This window comes from Uliginosibacterium gangwonense DSM 18521, assembly GCF_000373965.1.
GTDB classification, from domain to species: domain Bacteria; phylum Pseudomonadota; class Gammaproteobacteria; order Burkholderiales; family Rhodocyclaceae; genus Uliginosibacterium; species Uliginosibacterium gangwonense.
Genome location: NZ_KB892843.1, coordinates 22003 through 40321, shown reverse-complemented (window position 1 = coordinate 40321; position 18319 = coordinate 22003). Strand labels below are relative to the sequence as shown.

Genomic DNA, 18319 nt, shown 5'->3' with positions numbered 1-18319 from the left:
GATCGTGGCTTTTTTGCGTCAGCGAGCCGCATGGGCGAGGGTTTAGAGCGGGAACATCTTGCGGCAGTTGGCTGCCAGGGCATCTTCACTTTGCTGAAGGCTGCTGTGTTCGCTCGCTTGGGCTGCGGAGCTTGCGACACCGGGTTCCTTGATCTGGTTGAATTTGTCGCCTAGCCAGACGCTTAACGTGGCGCCTGAGGTGATAGCGGCCAGGGATTCGGTTGCGCTGCAGCGGTAGGAGGCAAAACCCGCTTCCGGGTTGCGGGAGAAATACATGGCGTCGCCGTATTGATCCAGGGTGATGCGCAGCACATCTCCCCATTGCTCGGTGATGCTGATCCGGGTGAGCTGCTTGATAAAGGCTGCTTCTAGCTTATCTGCCGAGCAGCTGACCTGCTTGGCAGAGATCCCCTTGAGCCACAAACGCCCCTGCTTCGTGGTGGTGGCATTGGCGACGGCCTGTTTGCAGGCTGTGTGGATAGTGGCCTGGCTGTTGCCCAGCCCCATCCAGTCGTCGCCGATCTCTATCCAATAGTCTGCGGCATGCGGCGGGCCGATATAGTCGAGGTAAGACGTGCTTCCCATCCAATACCAGCGCTGTTTCTTGGCAATGGGCAGGGCTTCGGTCTGGACTTCGGGTTGTGAGCTGCATGCGCCAAGCATGATGATGGCACCTATCAGTAGCGCTAATGTGCGCCCAAACTGTCGCATGGAGGTTCCCCACGTGTATTTTCTGTGTAAAGCATTGTATGCGAGCTTGTCCATTCTTGGGGAACCGGTAATCCGTGCGTAGGCAGGAAGACGCCAGCAGGCATACAATGCCCGCTCTTCTTCGCACCATGTAATCGCATGAAGGCTTTCGGATTTGCAGGCTGGTCTGGTTCGGGTAAAACAACGCTGATTGAGCAGCTCATTCCCTTACTGATTGCAAGGGGACTGCGTGTGTCGCTCGTCAAGCATACCCACCACGGCTTTGACCTGGATCGTCCTGGCAAAGATTCCCACCGTTTTCGCACGGCGGGTGCGGCCGAGGTGATGCTGGCGGGGGCTCACCGCTGGGCGTTGATGCGCGAGCTGGATGAAAGTCAGCCACCTTCGCTTGATGAATTGATCGCTCGTCTTGCTCCGTGCGATCTGGTAGTGGTTGAAGGGTTCAAGACGGCTGATTTGCCCAAGATTGAAGTGTATCGCCCTGCGGTCGGCAAACCTTTCTTTCACGCGGATTGCCCGAATGTGCTGGCGATTGCCAGCGATGTTGCCTTGGATGTTGGCTTGCCGGTGCTGGATTTGAACAATCCCCCAGAGATTGCTGATTTTGTGTTGAACTACACGGGTTTGGCTTGCAGCGCTCAACGAATGTGTTGAACGTGTCGCCTGAACTTGGACGACCCCAGGAATAAATATTATGCTCAGTTACGACGAAGCCCTCTCAACCCTTCTTGCTGCAGCTAAGCCAGTTGAGCGCAGCGAAATGGTACCTGTCCATCAGGCCCTGGGGCGGGTGTTGGCCCAGGCTGTGGTTTCCCCCATCAATGTACCGCCCGCAGATAATTCGGCGATGGATGGTTATGCAGTACGCGTATCAGACTTCAATGCGTCAGATGTCTGTTTGCCGGTTGGTCAACGTATTCCAGCTGGTAGTGTGCCAGTCCCCTTGGCAGCGGGGAGTGTCGCCCGCATCTTTACCGGGGCACCGATTCCCACAGGCGCAGATGCCGTGGTGATGCAGGAAAAAGTCCGGGTTCAAGCCGAAGGCATATGTCTGGATACGCTACCCACTCTTGGCGAGAATGTTCGCCGTGCGGGCGAGGATATTGCTCAGGGTGCCGAAGTGTTGCCGCAAGGCACGCGCCTGGGTGCTGCACATATGGGCTTGATTGCTTCAGTGGGGATTGCAAAGGTCAAGGTATATGCCCGTCTGCGGGTGGCGGTGTTCTTTACCGGGGATGAGTTGTTGATGCCCGGTGAGGCTTTGCTTCCCGGTACAATCTATAACTCTAACCGCTATGTGCTGCATGGCCTCCTGGGTGCATTGGGTTGTGAGATCACCGACCTGGGGATTGTTCCGGACAATCTGGAAGCCACGCGGGCTGCGCTTCGGCAGGCGGCTGCAAACCACGACCTTGTCATCACCTGCGGCGGTGTTTCCGCTGGCGAGGAAGATCACATCAAGGCTGCCCTGCAGGCAGAAGGAGCGCTTGAGACCTGGAAGATCGCCATCAAACCCGGCAAGCCCTTTGCATTTGGGCGGGTAGCGCAAACGCCTTTTATTGGTTTGCCGGGCAACCCGGTGTCCAGTTATGCAACTTTCTTGATGCTGGCGCGTCCTTATTTGAAAAAATGCCAGGGGGATCAGGATTGTGTGCCGCGTGCCATTTGCATGCGCGCTGATTTTAACTGGCCGCGTGCGGCAATTGTGCGTGAGTTTTTGCGGGTACGTCGCAACGAAAACGGCGGCCTGGATTTGTTCCCCAAGCAGGGCAGTGGGGTACTCAGCTCTTGCGCCTGGGCAGATGGTTTGGTGGATAACCCACCGGAGAAACCTATCTGCGCAGGGGATCTGGTGCGGTATATTCCTCTGGAAGCATAAATGCCTGAGTGGGCGTGGAGTATGTCATGGGTATAAAAATACTATACTTTGCCAGCCTGCGGGAAACTGTAGGATGTGCGGAAGAAGTGCTGGAGAGCCTGCCTGCCGGTGTGGCAACGGCAGGCGCATTGCGCGAATGGCTCTGTGCCAGAGGTGGGGATTGGACTGCGCTGCGTGCCGGGCAGGCGATACGAGCGGCAGTCAACCAGAATCTTGCCCATGCGCACACGGCCATTGCCGAAGGCGATGAGGTCGCATTCTTTCCACCCGTTACAGGAGGCTAGGATGAGTGTCAGCGTTCAGCATACGGATTTTGATCTTGACGCAGAAACAGCACATCTTGCATCTGTGAGCCACAATGTGGGCGCAGTGGCTACGTTTTTAGGCTATGTGCGTGGGGATGATGCGCTGGCAGCTATGACGCTGGAACATTACCCTGGCATGACAGAAAAATCTCTGGCCGATATCGTCAGTCAGGCTCAGGCGCGTTGGCCCCTGCTGGCCGTGCGTGTGATTCACCGCATCGGTCGATTGTTGCCAGGAGAGCGTATCGTGTTTGTTGGCGTCGCCAGCCGCCATCGTGGCGCAGCATTCGATGCCTGCGAATTCATCATGGATTACCTCAAGACCCGAGCGCCTTTTTGGAAGAAGGAAGAAACTGAGCAGGGTGCGCGCTGGGTGGATGCGCGTGACAGCGATGAAAGTGCCTTGGAGAAGTGGGGCAAGTAAAGAACAAGGAGTTTGGCGTGGTGGATTTGCGCAAATCCGTTGTTCATGGTCGCGCTCGCTTGTCATGTGGTAATTCGCCCTGAATTACCTGACCATGATGTGAATATTTGTAGCAAGGCGCTTGGGCGCCTTGCTACAACCGCGTGACTGGACGTTGTTGGGCGGTTTAAAATCCCAATGCCCACTTATTCCTTCTGTATTACCTTCTTTTTTTCGTGTTGTGGTGCTCTTCTTTTCAAAGCATAGCCATTGAGCCGTTAATTTTTGTGGCTTGCTCTTGTCGTATATCGCCCCATTGAAGCGATAAATCCTTGCCACAATTGCGTTCTCAGGCATTGTGTCTACACGCTACAAATCTATTTCTTTAGGCGTAACAAGATCTTGCGTTTGAGGGCTTATTTGATTTAGATCAAACCATGACAATAGCGAAACAACCTATGGAGGTGCGTGATGAGTGTTTCGATGCGTTTGATTGTTTTGGTGGGTTCGGCCCTTTTGGGGATGGTGCTTCTGGTTTCTGTTGCGACCTATGAAACCGACGCGGTGTATCAGGAAACCAATTATTCGAATGTTAACGTCATTCCAAGCATGCTGGTGTTGAATCAGGCCATGCTTTCATTCAGCCAGATACGGGTGCGTACCTATCGCCACGCACTGAATACTGATCAGGCAGCGATGCAGGATCTGGATGGAAAGATCCAGGAAGCCCGGCTTGGAGTGGAAAAAGCGCTGAAAGACTATGAGTCATTGACCAGTGGTGGGGATGACAAGCGCTTGTTGGAAGCTGATCAGACTACATATTCAGAGTATGCCAAGGGACTGGATTCTACTCTGGAGGCCTCACGCCATGATAAAAAAGACGATGCGCGTGATTTGCTCACCAAACACGCGGGTCAGGCAGAAGCGTTCAACTCAGCGTTGGTTGACCATATGAAGTTCAACAGGGAGCTTGGGGTGAAGTCAGAGACCGCTGCGGCTGCGCGAAAGGCGCGAGCGGTCAATGTTTCAGTGGGGATTGCTGCATTGGCATTGTTAATCATGGGCGGTTTTGGTTATCTGACCTATCGTTACCTGATATCTAGCATCGCCAATGCCAATGAAATTGCCAAACGCATTGCGGCCGGAGATTTGCGCGAAGAGTCGCTCCGCAGCCCAATTGCCAAGGATGAAATTGGGCAATTGTTGGGCGCGATGCAGAAGATGCGTGCTGATCTGGCCGACACCATTCGGCATGTGGTTGATAATGCGCGGGAAGTGGCCTCCTCTGCTGAAAACCTGTCGTCTACCGCTGATCAGGTTGCCGTCAGCACGGAAAGGCAATCCAGTTCTGCGGCTTCTGCAGCGGCTTCCGTAGAGGAACTTACGGTAAGCATTGATCATATCGGTTCTGGTGCCGACGATGCGAATGGGCGTGCCAAAGAGGCAAGGGAATTGGCTGTCCATGGTGGCAAATCGGTGGATGGTGCTTCAGTCCAGATTGCGGAGGTGGCAAGCCGGATTGAGCATACTGCCGAGCAATTGCAGAAGCTCTCTGCACAGGTACAGCAGATTGGTGGTATTTCGGCTGTGATCCGTGACGTGGCCGATCAGACCAATTTGTTGGCGCTGAATGCAGCGATTGAAGCAGCACGTGCAGGTGAGCAGGGGCGAGGTTTTGCCGTGGTAGCCGACGAGGTGAGGAAACTGGCTGAGCGTACAACCAAATCCGTGCAGGAAATCAGTACCGTGATTGGTGCGATTGAGGAGGGGGCCGAGGCTGCAGTGGATAGCATGCAAACCAGTCGGGCGGTTGTGGGCGACGTGGTTGAAAGCGCGAAACAGGCGGCTACGTCGATGACTGATATCTGCACTTCTGCAGATACGGTGCGGAGTTCCGTCAGCGATATTTCTGCTGCTTTGCAGGAGCAACGTGCGGCTTCCACCGAGTTGGCCAAGAGTGTTGAGGCGATGGCACAGATGTCGGAGGAAAATGCTGCCGCCGTGTCGTCCGTGTCAGCCACGGCTCATCAGCTCGTTAGCGTGTCTGATGCATTGCGCAATGGGGTTGCACGGTTTCATCTTTGATGCAGAAGGCATTGCCTGGGTGATCCAGGTAATGCCTTCTGCATGTCCTGCCGCGCTATTCTGCGCTGGGCCCTTCTGCGGTCTCTGGTGATTCAGGTGCGGCGTGTTCTGCCTTCGGGTTTTTCTTGGCCGGGGCTGCACGCCAGAAACCATCCGCACTGAACTGAGTCCACGCCCAGCGTACCCACTTGAGCACGCTACTGGCCAACCAGATTGCCCATAGCAACATCAGGCCACGGTAGACCCACATTGAAACCGACACTACCCAGGCGACTGGGGCCGGGCCAGTGATGCGATCTTGATACCAGATCAGGTTGCGGTCATACGAGCCATTGCCGGTGATGTACATATCTGGCGAGCCCAGCAGCCCGGTACGGATGGCATCAAAGAGTTCGCCGATGGCAATCAGTGACGCCAGTACCAGGAAGATCTGGAACAGGTTGAAGGCCCAGCGGGGGAGTTTTTCGCCCACCCGCCCACGTGCAACAAGCAACAGGAACCAGGCCGTGACGATAACCGCCCCCATCAGGCTAGCTTGCGCCAAGCCCAGGCCGAGCAAGGTCCAGGCGCCAAAGCCCAATGGCGTGACCCGGCTGCGGGCCAGCGGGAAGGCTACTGCCACCACCACGATCAGGATGCCCCAGATCAGTATGGCCGGGCCCAGCCTTGGGCCGCCCACCGCCAGAATCCAACGGTCAGCGCCAAGTTGAAGCGTGGTACTCACATTGACGCCTGCTACCCCGGCGTCGAACGCAGCGGATGATTGAACGAGGCTTACGCCCTTGGCTTCACGCCATGTGATGTCGATGCGTTGGTTGCCTGGGTGAATGGGCAGATTGATCTTGCGGCCTTCCGCACGGATGGTCTGTGGTGCACCGTCTATGCGGATGTCTTGCAGGGTTGCGCCTTCCGGCAATTGTACGACATGGGTGCCGCCCAGGCTGGAACGCAGGGTGAGCGAGGCGGTGACATCCGTGATACGTGCACCCGGCTTGGCTTGAAGGCTCAGGCCATCAAGCGTCAGACTGGCGCCGGGCACACCTTGCGGACGGGTAATGTCGAGCGTGACACTCTCACCGGGCCAGGGTTGCCATTGCGGCAGCCAGAATTCGCCCTCCTGATGCAGCACGGGTGCAAGCCCACTGTGGCTGAGGTGCCAGCGCGTATCTGCATTGACGCGCCAACGCTCAACCTGATTCGGCGCCGCGCCTGCTTTCAGGGTGATACGTGGCGTGTTTGGTAAGGCACTACCAAAGCTGGCTTCTTCTTCCGTACCCAAGGTCAACACGGCATTGCCATTGACTTGGCGAACGTTGCTATCGGTGATCTGCTCACCAGCCAGCAAAGGGATGCTGACCTGAACGGGTGCCAGACTGGGAGCAATGCGTTTGACATGGGTTTCAACTGTCCAGCGGTCTGCAAAGTTCAGGGTGCGTTCCACGACCACCAAGGGTGGTAGCGCATCGCGTGTGGTTTCCGAGGCGGCCTTGCCTCCGCCCGCATTACGGTTCAAGGTCAGTGCACCCTGGGGAATGCCTTGGTCATTGACACCGGATAGGCTCCAGCCTGAGAGATGGGTAGCCAGATAGCGTGGTTCCAGGGGCAGCGCGAGATTGACTGCGGGCGCCTCGGAAATGTCAGCTTCCATCACAATCTGGTGCACGCCTTTGGGCAGGTAGATCCATAGTTGGCCGTCATCATCCCGACGGATGCTGGCCGGTTTGCCATCAAGCACTACATTGTGCAGCGCCAGTTGTGCGCTTTGCCCAGGTAGTGGCACAGCAGTGTTGGCGGCAGCATGTGCTTCCAGGCGTAATGACAAGAGCTTGGCGTCTGCACTCAGTTCCATGCGGGGGAATTGCGCACAACTTGGCATGCAGTCTGGCGCCGCGGTGAGTTTGTCGCGCAGTTCATCCAGCCAATGCTGGAAGCCTTGGGCATCCTGGCTTACCTGTGGTATCTCGGCTGCCAGCGCATCGGGTGAGCTACCCATCAGCCACAAGGCGCAGAGCGCTCCGCCAAACAAGGCCAGACGGGAGTCTGTCTTGGGCCAGGACCACTTCCGGCCACGCAAAAAGACTTGCCAGAACGCTAGCCCAAGGAGGACGAGTGTCATAATTCTCAACAGGGAGTAGGTCACAGGGGGAAGCAGCCACAGATCGATTTTTTGCTCCGCGCTGACCGGGCCTTGCAGATTCAAGGTGTGGCGGCGCCAATTCCATTGTGGCAGGCCTGGGCCCGTCTGTACCTGGGTGCCAACATCCTGCGCGTAGCGGGAAACGGAGGAGAGGATGCCCTTAGGCTTTGCCGCCTTGATTGCGGGCGTGGCCATGCGTTGCTTGTTAGCCAGGTCATAATCCTGCCTGCTCAATGTATTTTCTGCGTCGGCAGCAGGGGCCGCAGCAACGGGAGGCGCTTCAGGCATAGGCTCAGCCTTCTCTTGAAGCAGTGAAGTGGTCAGCGAGCCACTGGTTTGTGCATAGCCCATTTCGGCATATTCCAGCGCCGGATAAATGGCCAACCTAACCTGTTCTACGCCAAACGCCAGGAGTTGCAGCAGGATGACGGCGGCAAGCATGCCCTGCAGCCAGAGTAATGGCTTGGCAAGCTTGGTGCCAGCCAGCGCTTTGGCTGCAGCAATCGTAGCCAGGGCAGGGAGCCACATCCAGGCAGGGGCGCCTGATGCATGCCAGGCCAATACCAGGGCGCAGCCCAGCAATGCACCTGGGATGCGACCGCAGGTTTTCCATGCGGCCAGGGCAATGAGGAGGACAAAGAAGAAGTCCCACAGCGTCCAGGCTGCAATCCAGGAGCCATAGGCGCGATCCACTCCGCCGGCATGCAGCAACATCCAGCCAGGGGGCAGGTTCAGCGTGGTTTCCAGTTGCTGGAAGTCGGTATTCCAGCCTGCTGCGGAGAGGGTATGCGTGCCGCCTTCAATGCGGCTGTCTGCCACGATGTTGGCTTGCCCGTGCCGAACTTCGAATCCGGGTTGGGCGTCGGTTTTGAGGCGGGTGATGTATTGATCGACGCCATCGCTGGTAACGTGCCCGAGCGCCAGCGGGGGTTGTGCTTCCAGGCGCCAGGAGCGTGAAATTGTGCCGCTGATATGGTCCTGTACGGTGAAGCCACCCCCATCAAAATCCAGCCACAGGTTGCGTGTCAAGCCCAGCTTGTCAGGGTCCGGGTCGGGATTGCCGCGCCGTTGCTCAGTGATCTTCAGGGTGTCGCCTGCGCGCAGCACGTAGGCAGGCAGGGCTTGCCATGCAGGGGGAACGCCGGATTGCTTGGGGTCGACGGTATTGCCCGCAATATCCACCACGCGTAATTCGCGGTGGGCCTGCCAAGACCAGACTTCGTCTCGCCCCGCACTCTTGGGCAGGGTCAGGGCCAGCACGCGATCCATGCGTCGTCCCTCAACCTCAATGACATGTACGCCAGCCCGAGCCTGGAGCCGCAAGGAGCCATCCGGCCCGAGGCGGGCAGGGAGCGGGCTGTTGAGCGAAACGGGTACAAAACCGGGCAGCAGGGCGTTGTCCAGCGCGATTTCGCGTGGTTTGCCCGCAAAGGTCAATTCAAAATGGGCGAGTACACGCAGGGGCTGATCGTCATTGATCTGGCGGAAGCTGCGTACGCTGAGTTCTTCGCCGCCCCCTTCGCTGGCTGCCTCTGCCCGCAGCCAGATCTGGCCGGATTCATCTACTTGGCGGCTTGCCCAGGCGTTGCCCGCCTTGATGTGCACGATGGCCAGATCGCCCGGCACCTGCAGGCTTTGTGGCATTTCGTTCCACAGGAATTTCCCGGTGATGGTGTGCCGCCCTTCGGGCAGCACGATGACGGGGGCGTCTTCATGCTCCACTACCGCTACCGGTTTGCCATCAAGCGTGACGGCCTGAGGCCAATACTCCGCACTACCCGGCAGGCCCAGGCGAGTCTGTTTGCCGAAGCTCTCTATTGTGAGGCTGAACGTAGCCCCTTGTGCGGTGGGCGCCAGCTCCAAGGTGGAAGGCCAGACACAGGCCCGTTGTGCGGCGTCATTCCAATCCGGTGGGCAGGCAATCATCTCCTGCCCGTGCATCACCCAGGGAACCCAGCTCTTCAGCCCATCGGGCACTGCGTCTTGTGGCAAAGGGCCTGCATGAGCGCGACATAGGGACAAAAGAGCCAGGCTGGCAACCAGCAGGAGACGCTGTGCGACACAGGCGTGATGGGACATGTGCTGACCTCATTCCGTGAGCATTGATGAATTATGCCGTATATGCCGCTAAACGGCGGTACCGATCATCTATCTAACGGGCAAGCTCAGCACTTTGGGTTGATGCATCAATTCTTTTGCAGCAGATCCTGCAATTGGGCTTCGCTCAAGCTGCCTTCCCAATCGAACTTGGCGCCTTGGGCATAGGCATGCTGCACTGCCGGGCGGTCTCCCATGCGTCGCAGGTAGGCTGCAATGTTGGGGAAGTGGGCAAGATCCTGCTGCTGGCGCTCATACAGCAACACCCAGGGGTAGATGGCCATGTCGGCAATCGAATACTCCCCGGCCACGTAGTCACGCCCCTCCAGTTGCTTGTTGAGCACACCATACAGACGGGCAGTTTCATCGGTATAGCGCTTCATGGCGTAAGGGATTTTTTCTGGGGCAAACTGGTTGAAGTGGTGGTTTTGCCCCGCCATCGGGCCTAATCCGCCCATCTGCCAATTCAACCATTGCAGCACTTGGGCCCGGGCATGGCCTGCTGCGGGCAGGAAGCGGCCATGCAGTTCGGCCAACACAGTCAGGATGGCGCCCGATTCAAACAGCTTGAGTGCGCCACCGGGGAAATCGTGATCAATGATTGCCGGGATGCGGTTGTTAGGGGCCACATCCAGAAAACTGGGCAGGAACTGGTCGTTTTTGCGGATGTTGATGGGGATGATGCGATAGGGCAGGCCCAATTCTTCAAGCAGAACGGAGATTTTGTGGCCGTTGGGGGTGGGGGCGTAGAAAAGGTCGATCATGGTGATGTGCTCTTGTTGTTGGATTGGGAAAGGATTATTGCTTGACGACATCCATCTCACCCAAAAGGGTGACAGACAGTGGTTGAGCCAGCAGTGGGGTGAGCTTGTCCCGCATGGCCAGGAAATGCGCTGATTGGGCATGTGCTTCAAGTGCGGCCTGGTCGGCGTAAATCTCAATCAGGTGGAAAGCCGGTACTGCCTTGAGATCACGATACAGGTCGTATTGCAAACAGCCTGCTTCGGCGCGGCTCAGTGGCAGTATGGCACGCAGTTCGGCTTCGACAATGTCTTCTTTGCCTGCAAGTGGCACAAGGCTGGCGAAAATGGTAATGGGCATCTGAACAACTCATGATTGGGCTTCAACATGTGAAGCAATACCTCATTCTGGCGCAATTGGCGTGCCTTGTGCTATTTGGCGGGGATGTTTTTCGCTCCGGGTATTTCACGGCAACGCAAAATCGTCGTATCGTGATGGCTTGTATGTTTTTGATAGCGTATCCCCCATGTCTCAGATTCTTGATTACCGGGTTGAACTTTTTAACCCGCAGGCTCACCTGTTCCGTGTCACCTTGCATGTGCCGACTCCTGCTGCTGAGGGGGAGACAGTGAGCCTGCCGGTCTGGATTCCCGGTAGTTACATGATCCGGGAATTTGCCAAGAACATCGTTGAAATCCACGCCAGCCAGGGTGGCACCCCGGTCGCCCTCGACAAGCTCAACAAGCATGCGTGGCGCACGGGTAGGTTGGACCCGAAACAGGGTCTGGACGTGCAGACTGTGGTTTATGCCTGGGATCTATCCGTGCGTTGTGCACATCTGGATATTACACATGGCTTCTTCAATGGCACGCAGATGTTCCTTGCTGTGGCAGGGCGGGAAGAGGCGCCTCATCGCGTGGAGATCATCCACCCGGAGGGTGAAACTTATGCAAAATGGAAAGTGGCAACCAGTCTGCTTTCCGCCGATGCGGGGCGTAAGGGGATAGACAAGGCCGGTTTTGGGAAGCGGCTTGCCTCGAACTATGACGAATTGATTGATCATCCTGTTGAAATCGGCGATTTTGCCTCGGTGAAATTTGAGGCGGCAGGCGTGCCACATGAAATGGTGATTACGGGCAGGGTGTGCTTTGACACCAAGCGATTAGCAGAGGATTTGCAGAAAATCTGCCAAAATGTAATTGGCATTTTTGATAAAAAACCGCCTTTTTCAAACTATTTGTTCATGACCATGGCAGTGGGTGATGGTTATGGCGGTCTGGAACACCGCGCCAGCACGGCCCTGATCTGCTCGCGTAATGATCTGCCTGCGCTTGGGGCAGAGAAGATGGATGAGGCTTACCGTACCTTCCTGGGTTTGTGCAGCCATGAGTATTTTCATGCCTGGAATGTCAAGCGCATCAAACCTGCTGCGTTTGTGTCATATCGTCTGCATGAGGAGAATTACACTCGCCTGCTGTGGGTGTTTGAAGGATTTACTTCGTATTACGACGATCTGGCGCTTATCCGCGCCAAGCGGATTGCGGAAACGGAATACCTGGGCTTGCTCGCCAAGACGATTGCTGCCGTTGAGCGTAATGCAGGGCGCCTGAAACAAAGTGTGGCCGAGTCTTCATTTGATGCGTGGACCAAGTATTACCGTCAAGATGAGAATAGCCCCAATGCGATTGTGAGCTATTACCAGAAGGGTTCATTGGTGGCGTTGGGCCTGGATCTGACGATTCGTGCCAAAACGGGCGGCAAGCGTTCGCTGGATGACGTGATGCGCCACCTGTGGCAGCATTATGGCGAAGGCAGTGCGGGCCTGCCCGAAGGGGCCATGCCCGAAATTATCAAGGCTGCGACTGGCGTGGATGTGCGCAAAGAGATCGCCCGTTGGGCCGAGGGTACGGAGGATGTGCCCCTGGCACGCCTGCTCAAAACCTTTGGCATTCACCTTGCCCGTAAGGCTGGAACGCGTGCCAGTGGCCTGGGTATTCGCACCCGTGCTGAGGGGGCGAACCTGCGTTTGTCCCACGTGCTTGATGGCGGGAGCGCCCAGCAGGCTGGTCTATCCGCTGGGGATGAGTTGATTGCAATCAATGGATTAAGGGTAACAGCCAGCAACCTGGAGAGCCTGTTGGCGCGCCATTTACCCGAGAGTCTGCTTGACGTACTGGTGTTCCGGCGCGATGAGCTTCTGCGTTTTACTGTGCCACTTCGCGCTCCCGCGATAGAGGAGTGCGAACTGCAGATCGCTGCCGTGCAGCCGCTGGAAGGTTTGCGTCTGCGACAGGCGTGGTTGGGGATTTGAGAAATTTGTGCTTGGATGTTGAGAGAAGCTTGACCCTTCGTCGGAAGGGCGGGAGTTCCCCTATAAGGGCTGTTGTACCTGAAGCGCCTTGTGTGTTGCAATCTTGAACCCATCCATGCCAGTGATTTGGCATGGTAACCAACATAGTGCAGATGGAGGAAGCGTGTTGAGGATTGCCTTGATGAATGTGGACGGCGTGCCTGTCCAACGTTCGCTGATGGCAGAATTTACCCAGGCTGGAGGGGGTATCGGACGCGATCCACGTAATACACTGGTGCTGCCGGATGCTGAACGGCGCCTGGCACGGGTACAGGCAGTTGTACGCTTTGAGCAAGGTGCATATCGTTTATACGATCAGGGTTTGAATGCCACACTTGTAAATGGAGTGGCTTTGAAAAAGGGCATTGGACATCCCCTGCTACATGATGATTTGATTGAGGCGAATGGTTTTGTGATGCGCGTTACTGCGGTGCGTATCCCTTCAGGTGTTCCTGTGTCGGCCTCCAGGCCTTGGGGGGTTGGCACTGTGGGGCAGGATGCGCACAGTGCATCCGCCAGGGGTGGCAATGCGCAATATGTCGATACGCAGGTAGTTGATCCGTTTGATGAACTGCTTGCTGCAAAGCCTGCTGCCCTGCATATGCAATACTGTCATTCCGGTCGCGTGGATACGACCTGTGAGGAGTTGAGGATTGGCTCGGGTGGCCCACGTCATGACGCTTGAACTGCAAACAGAATATCTATCTTGCATTGGCGGTCGTTCTCGTAACGAGGACGCCTGTGCTTTCTGGTACTCCGAACAGGCTGGTTGCTGGGTTTTGTCTGATGGGGCAGGTGGGCACGGGAGTGGAGATGTTGCTTCACGGCTGGTTGTGGAAGCCGTGATCGACAGCTTCCGGAAAAATCCTGTAGCGGATGAAGAGCAGGCCGCCAAATTGTTGCAGGCAGCGCAGGATGCCGTGGTAGGCGCCAAGCAGGCCAATCTCAATGGCGATGACATGCATGCCACATGCGTGATATTGCTCATTGACAGGCTGAGTGATCAGGCCGTATGGGGGCATGTAGGCGATTCGCGTCTCTACCTCTTCCGGGCCGGCCGACTTTCTTACCAAACACGCGACCATAGTTTGGTGCAGAATATGATTGATGCCGGTTATGGGGCGCCTGAGATGATACGCAGCCACCCGAATCGTAACCTGTTGACATCGGCAATTGGCAACATTGGTGATCTTGAGGCGACTGTCAGCGGTGCCCCACTGACCTTGATGCCAGGGGATACCTTCCTGATGTGCACAGACGGCTGGTGGGAATATGTTGTTGAGGATCGTATGGCCGAATTGCTTCAGAAAGGCGCTCCTTTGCAATCATGGCTGCACGACATGGCCGGGCTTGTGTCTAAAGACGGAGAGAGCGGGCTCGACAACTATACGGCCATTGCTGTCGCCATGTCACCAGATGCAGGCAGGGATTATGATGCGACGGTTTTGATGCGTTCCATGAACCTATAAGAACCTATTTACGATCTTTTGAGTAGTGCGTTCATAAAGGCCACATCTATGAACGGTATGTTGGTGTTGGTCCGACGCCCTGCGTTCTTCCTGCGTTGCGGCATGACGGCAAAGGTATGCGGTTCTTTGTGTTTAGAGACTGATTTTGGGGGAAGTGTGAAATGAATAGACGACTTCTTTCTGTTGCGTTGATTGCTGCAACGCTCTTGCCTAGTTGTGCCTCAATGGATAGCAAAACGGAAGGCGCAGCGATTGGCGGTGGCATCGGTTGTGCCGGGGGAGCCATTATTGCAGCGGTGACCAAGAATAATGTGGGCGCAGGTTGCGCGGCGGGGGCCATTGTAGGGGGCCTGATTGGCTACATGAAGGCACGGGATACCGAGTTGGCCGATGCCCAGAAGGCGACGGAGACGGCGGCCAAGATTGAGGGGGCAAAGGTGAGCCCGGTTGAGACCGACGTGGTGCGGGTGACCGACAAGGCCAGTAATAAGAAGGAGCTGGTTGAAACCTTCAAGTCTGTGTCAGTGGATATCCCAGTCCGTCAGGTCGACACGCCTGATGGCAAGGCGGCCATTGCCAAGCTGGAGGAATATGCCCGCAAAACCGCTGCCCAGCGCCAAGAAATTGTCGATATGACTTTTGCAAGCCGCCCGGAAAAGAGTACGGGCGCTGCCAAGGTTACCCTCAAGCAGACCCTGGAAACCGCTGGCAAGGGCAAGGTACGCCGTACCTATGTAGCAGACCCGCGCATGCCAGGCAATGTGCAGCGGATCAAGATTGAGGTGAAGAACAAGGATGATATCGAGGTCTGATCTGATTCTTGTTGGGTGAAGATGCAAAAACGCGGAGGCTTTTGGCCTCCGCGTTTTTTATTGGGCATGAACAACGTTCATTGGTGATAAGGATGCCGCCTATTTGCTCAGCATTTTGTCCAGATCCTTGTTGAGCTGTTTCATGTATTCACGCTCTGCGCGTTCTGAGTCATCGGGTTTGGGCTTGTTGTTTGGTTTGCTGGTGGCTGTATTGGGTACCAGTGTGGCTGCATCGGGCTTTTTGATGACAAGTTTCTGCGTCTGGGTTGCTCCAGCTTGCTTTTCCGTTGTTCCACTGAGCCAGCCGTAGCGGTCTTCGCATGCTTGTGTGCCACATGAAGCTTTGCCAATCAGCGTTTCCAGTCCGGCTCCTCCGGTAAAGATGGAGTCCAGCGCCGCGCGTGTTGTGAACATGAAGTTGCCATCTGTAGCAAGCGGGGAGTTGGCCATGTCACGTGGGTGTTCCGAGAAGAGCGCGAATACCTGTAGATTTCCTTCGGGAGCGCGAATCGGGAAGCTCCAATTCGTCTGCCCCGCGTGTGGCAAAGCAAAGCCTGCGTCTGCCGCCAGCGCCGTGTTTTTGTCCAGCGCGTTGGGGAATATGCGATAGAACTTGTCGTCCGTTTTGTCCCATGCAAACAGGTAGAGGTGACCTGCCTGTTTGGCCTTGATGTCAAGCTTGAGACCTTCTCCGCCAATCGTGGTAGTTGTGGGTAATAGCAGGGATGGCACCCATTCTGCACGTGATGCCCTGGTCAGTGCTGCCATCGCCTCATCCAGTGAGTGAAAATTCTGGACGACAGGCGTAGAGGGAACGTCTTTCACTGCAGGGGCAACCGAGGCAGGTGTGAGTGCAAGGGATGTTGCAGCCGGGGTTGATTGCGTGGGAACCACCGGTTTCTCTGCCGTGCGATTCATGATCAAGTAATACCCTGCGCCCCCTAGTGCAAGAGTTGCCACAGCGCCTGCTACGAGCATCGGAAGCAACTTGCTACCGGATTTTTGTGCAGATTCTTTTTGCGGCTGCGAGGCCGGTTGGTATGTAGGTGCGGCCGCTGCTGGCGCTGGTGTCTGCGCCAAAGTGGTCGTGGCAGTGGTGAGGGCGTTAAGCAGTTGGCGCATTTCTGCCATGCCCTGGGGTCTTTGCTCCGGGCGCACGGTCAGGCACAGATCCACGCCTTTGAGCAATGCATCGCTATAGCGCCCGGCAGCAATCGTTGCCAAGGGTTCGTAATGATCCTGCACAATGCGGCTTACTGATGGAGGCGGCAATTTGCGGGCAATCATGAAGTACACGACGGCTGCCAGTGCATACACATCAGTCCACGGCCCTTGCTTCATGCCCGGCATCTCGGCGTATTGCTCAATCGGCGCGTAGCCAGGTTTGAGGATGACCGTCAAGGCCTGTGTCATGTCGCCAATCACACGCCGTGCAGCGCCGAAGTCAAGCAGCACAGGGCGGTCACCCGGCAACAGGATGATGTTGTCTGGCGCAATATCGCGGTGGAAGCAGTTGTCGCGGTGGATGAGTTCCAGCGCATCGATGATTGGAGCGAGGATCTTTCTGATCCAGGCTTCCTCCGGCGGGGCCGTGAGGGCGCTCAGCACTTCACCCAAGGTTCGGCCATCGTAATACGGCATCACCATGTAGGCCGTACCATTCGACTCCCAGAAACGATAGACCTTAACCAGGGCAGGGTGGTCGAACTGGGCCAGCAGGCGTGCTTCATTCACGAAACTGCGCCGCCCGATCTCGAAAGTCTCTTGATGGCGTTCTGAGCGCACAACAACTGCCGCATTGGCCCCGCGTGAAGCAAGCGAGGCGGGCATGTATTCCTTCAGCGCGACCCGGCGTTGCAAAGAGTGATCTTGCGCCAGATAGACGATGCCAAACCCGCCTTCGCCGATAAGCCCGATGATCTCAAATTCACCAAGCCGCGTGCCGATTGGCAAACGATTGTGCCCAGCCTCATCAAAACGGGTGGCAGGGCGCGTTCCAAGGGCCGCAGCATCCCCCATGGCAGCATTATCAGGCGGTAGGTTATCAGGCACGGCAAGACTTCCTCGTCAAGCACACTTATAGCAAAGCGAAAGGCTCTCAGGCCGACTGGGCAGAGATGGTCGCAAGCATGGCGTATTTGGCGTCATGGCGCAATCAGGCCCAACAAACGGTAGGGATAGACGAGGAGATTGGTCGCGCATACCTCCGTTATCGAGAGACAGAGGATGGATGTTGCAACCAGACGAAGGCCAGATAGATGGATAGTCGCCGAGGGGCGACTCATGGTTTCTCTGCGCTTTGGCACTCACCATTTCAAGTCATGGGCTTTGCCGATGGTGTTTGACGTAAGTGTTCTGATCTGGCTATCAAGAATCTATATATTTGTCAAGTACCCAAAAGATCATGTCTTAAGCAGGAAATGGCAGTCGGATGCAGATGCCTCCGTGTAGCTTGCATGTATTTCCTTCAATTTTGGCAATTTGCTTGTGCAGGATGTTTTCCAGCTATGCGCCGTTGGGCAAGGGAATTAGTGATCTAAAATGGTCTCGAAAACCAAAATTATCACTTTTGTCATTTATGGCAAATATGTTCTATGCCGACTGTACAGAAGCGCCAATTTAGGCGACGAGAGGTTGTTGCAGAATGTTAATTGTCGGTATTATTGCTACTTGTGACGGATTTTTACGATTTTTGTTCCGTAAATTGTTTGTCACTTTGGGCTGCCACACTTGGGTGTCACCGCTTGATGATTGTTTTGGTTGTGATTAAGTGTATGTATTAAAAGGATAAATGGCGGATGTTCCGTCCTTCGCGCCTCACGAGAACCTAGCAAAGACGAGTGAATGATGTGTTTGAACGAGCTGCCCTATCGATGCAACCAGACCAACGGAAGGTCGCGTGGGCTTTGGGGTGCTGTTGTCATTCCCGTTTTCTTTGTGCTGTTTGGGGGCGGATGTGCATCCAGGGTATTGGGATTGAGTTTTTTCAAACAAGTATGTTTGCATAGCCTTTCATCTATAGCAAATAATGCAAGATGACTAAGTTATCAATGATCGAGAGAAATTACACGGATTGTCCGACCGACGGCAGTCTGCATTACGGGGTTGTATGTCTTTGTGATGGGTTCGATTTTAGGGGAAACATGCAGCAAATGTGAGATTGCTTTGCATGTGGCATGTAACGAACTTGTCAGTCAATGTCAATATCGAAGGTGCTCGCCAAGTGGGAGGTGTCTGTTTTTGATATGAAATTTTCAAGCATATGCGTGTGATATGAAAAAAGACACATCCGGCATGTAAAAATACATAAAGATTATTCGCCGTGCCGCT

Annotated in this window: 15 protein-coding genes; 9 read left to right on the top strand and 6 right to left on the bottom strand. The window is 55.7% G+C overall.

The window, feature by feature from the left end; genetic code table 11:
• Positions 1 to 42: 42 nt before the first annotated feature.
• Positions 43 to 711: a hypothetical protein gene (locus B145_RS0110890; protein ID WP_018607301.1), complete on the bottom strand. Its 669-nt coding sequence runs from the start codon at positions 709 to 711 to the stop codon at positions 43 to 45.
• Positions 712 to 849: 138 nt separating this feature from the next.
• Here B145_RS0110890 and mobB point away from each other — a divergent pair, with 138 nt between their 5' ends.
• Genes mobB through moaE form a run of 4 tightly spaced genes read left to right on the top strand, consistent with a single transcriptional unit; the run spans position 850 to position 3319 of the window.
• Positions 850 to 1365, top strand: a complete 516-nt coding sequence (gene mobB, locus B145_RS0110885) for a molybdopterin-guanine dinucleotide biosynthesis protein B (RefSeq protein ID WP_018607300.1) — start codon at positions 850 to 852, stop codon at positions 1363 to 1365.
• A 40-nt stretch (positions 1366 to 1405) separates the two neighbouring features.
• A complete protein-coding gene (locus tag B145_RS0110880; protein WP_018607299.1) occupies positions 1406 to 2590 on the top strand; it encodes a molybdopterin molybdotransferase MoeA in 1185 nt (394 codons plus the stop codon).
• A gap of 26 nt (positions 2591 to 2616) precedes the next feature.
• The gene (gene moaD / locus B145_RS0110875) at positions 2617 to 2874 is read left to right on the top strand and encodes a molybdopterin converting factor subunit 1 (protein WP_018607298.1); all 258 of its coding nucleotides are present in this window, start codon (positions 2617 to 2619) and stop codon (positions 2872 to 2874) included.
• A 1-nt stretch (position 2875) separates the two neighbouring features.
• Positions 2876 to 3319: a molybdopterin synthase catalytic subunit MoaE gene (gene moaE, locus B145_RS0110870; protein WP_018607297.1), complete on the top strand. Its 444-nt coding sequence runs from the start codon at positions 2876 to 2878 to the stop codon at positions 3317 to 3319.
• Positions 3320 to 3403: 84 nt separating this feature from the next.
• Here moaE and B145_RS29075 read toward each other — a convergent pair whose 3' ends face one another.
• On the bottom strand, positions 3404 to 3655 hold the full coding sequence (locus B145_RS29075) for a hypothetical protein (RefSeq protein WP_157288372.1): 252 nt from the start codon (positions 3653 to 3655) through the stop codon (positions 3404 to 3406).
• Between the two features lie 114 nt (positions 3656 to 3769).
• Between B145_RS29075 and B145_RS25280 the strand changes: the two genes are divergently transcribed.
• Positions 3770 to 5383: a methyl-accepting chemotaxis protein gene (locus B145_RS25280; protein WP_018607296.1), complete on the top strand. Its 1614-nt coding sequence runs from the start codon at positions 3770 to 3772 to the stop codon at positions 5381 to 5383.
• Positions 5384 to 5438: 55 nt separating this feature from the next.
• Here the strand turns inward: B145_RS25280 and B145_RS25275 are convergent, their stop codons facing one another.
• The 3 genes from B145_RS25275 to B145_RS0110845 all read right to left on the bottom strand — a co-directional run bounded on the left by B145_RS25275 (position 5439) and on the right by B145_RS0110845 (position 10718).
• Positions 5439 to 9599: a hypothetical protein gene (locus tag B145_RS25275; RefSeq protein WP_018607295.1), complete on the bottom strand. Its 4161-nt coding sequence runs from the start codon at positions 9597 to 9599 to the stop codon at positions 5439 to 5441.
• Between the two features lie 107 nt (positions 9600 to 9706).
• Complete coding sequence (locus tag B145_RS0110850) at positions 9707 to 10381, bottom strand: glutathione S-transferase N-terminal domain-containing protein (protein WP_018607294.1); 675 nt, start codon at positions 10379 to 10381, stop codon at positions 9707 to 9709.
• 34 nt (positions 10382 to 10415) lie between these two features.
• Positions 10416 to 10718, bottom strand: coding sequence for a putative quinol monooxygenase (locus B145_RS0110845; RefSeq protein ID WP_018607293.1), 303 nt, complete (start codon positions 10716 to 10718; stop codon positions 10416 to 10418).
• Between the two features lie 166 nt (positions 10719 to 10884).
• Between B145_RS0110845 and B145_RS0110840 the strand changes: the two genes are divergently transcribed.
• The 4 genes from B145_RS0110840 to B145_RS0110825 all read left to right on the top strand — a co-directional run bounded on the left by B145_RS0110840 (position 10885) and on the right by B145_RS0110825 (position 14989).
• Complete coding sequence (locus tag B145_RS0110840) at positions 10885 to 12669, top strand: M61 family metallopeptidase (protein ID WP_018607292.1); 1785 nt, start codon at positions 10885 to 10887, stop codon at positions 12667 to 12669.
• A gap of 163 nt (positions 12670 to 12832) precedes the next feature.
• The gene (locus B145_RS0110835; protein WP_157288371.1) at positions 12833 to 13393 is read left to right on the top strand and encodes an FHA domain-containing protein; all 561 of its coding nucleotides are present in this window, start codon (positions 12833 to 12835) and stop codon (positions 13391 to 13393) included.
• The gene (locus B145_RS0110830) at positions 13383 to 14177 is read left to right on the top strand and encodes a PP2C family protein-serine/threonine phosphatase (protein ID WP_018607290.1); all 795 of its coding nucleotides are present in this window, start codon (positions 13383 to 13385) and stop codon (positions 14175 to 14177) included. The genes B145_RS0110835 and B145_RS0110830 overlap by 11 nt, the downstream gene beginning before the upstream one ends.
• A 161-nt stretch (positions 14178 to 14338) precedes the next feature.
• Complete coding sequence (locus B145_RS0110825; protein WP_026259033.1) at positions 14339 to 14989, top strand: hypothetical protein; 651 nt, start codon at positions 14339 to 14341, stop codon at positions 14987 to 14989.
• A gap of 99 nt (positions 14990 to 15088) precedes the next feature.
• On the opposite strand, the gene B145_RS25270 is transcribed toward B145_RS0110825, so the two are convergent.
• Positions 15089 to 17041: a serine/threonine-protein kinase gene (locus B145_RS25270; protein ID WP_018607288.1), complete on the bottom strand. Its 1953-nt coding sequence runs from the start codon at positions 17039 to 17041 to the stop codon at positions 15089 to 15091.
• Between the last annotated feature and the right edge of the window lie 1278 nt (positions 17042 to 18319).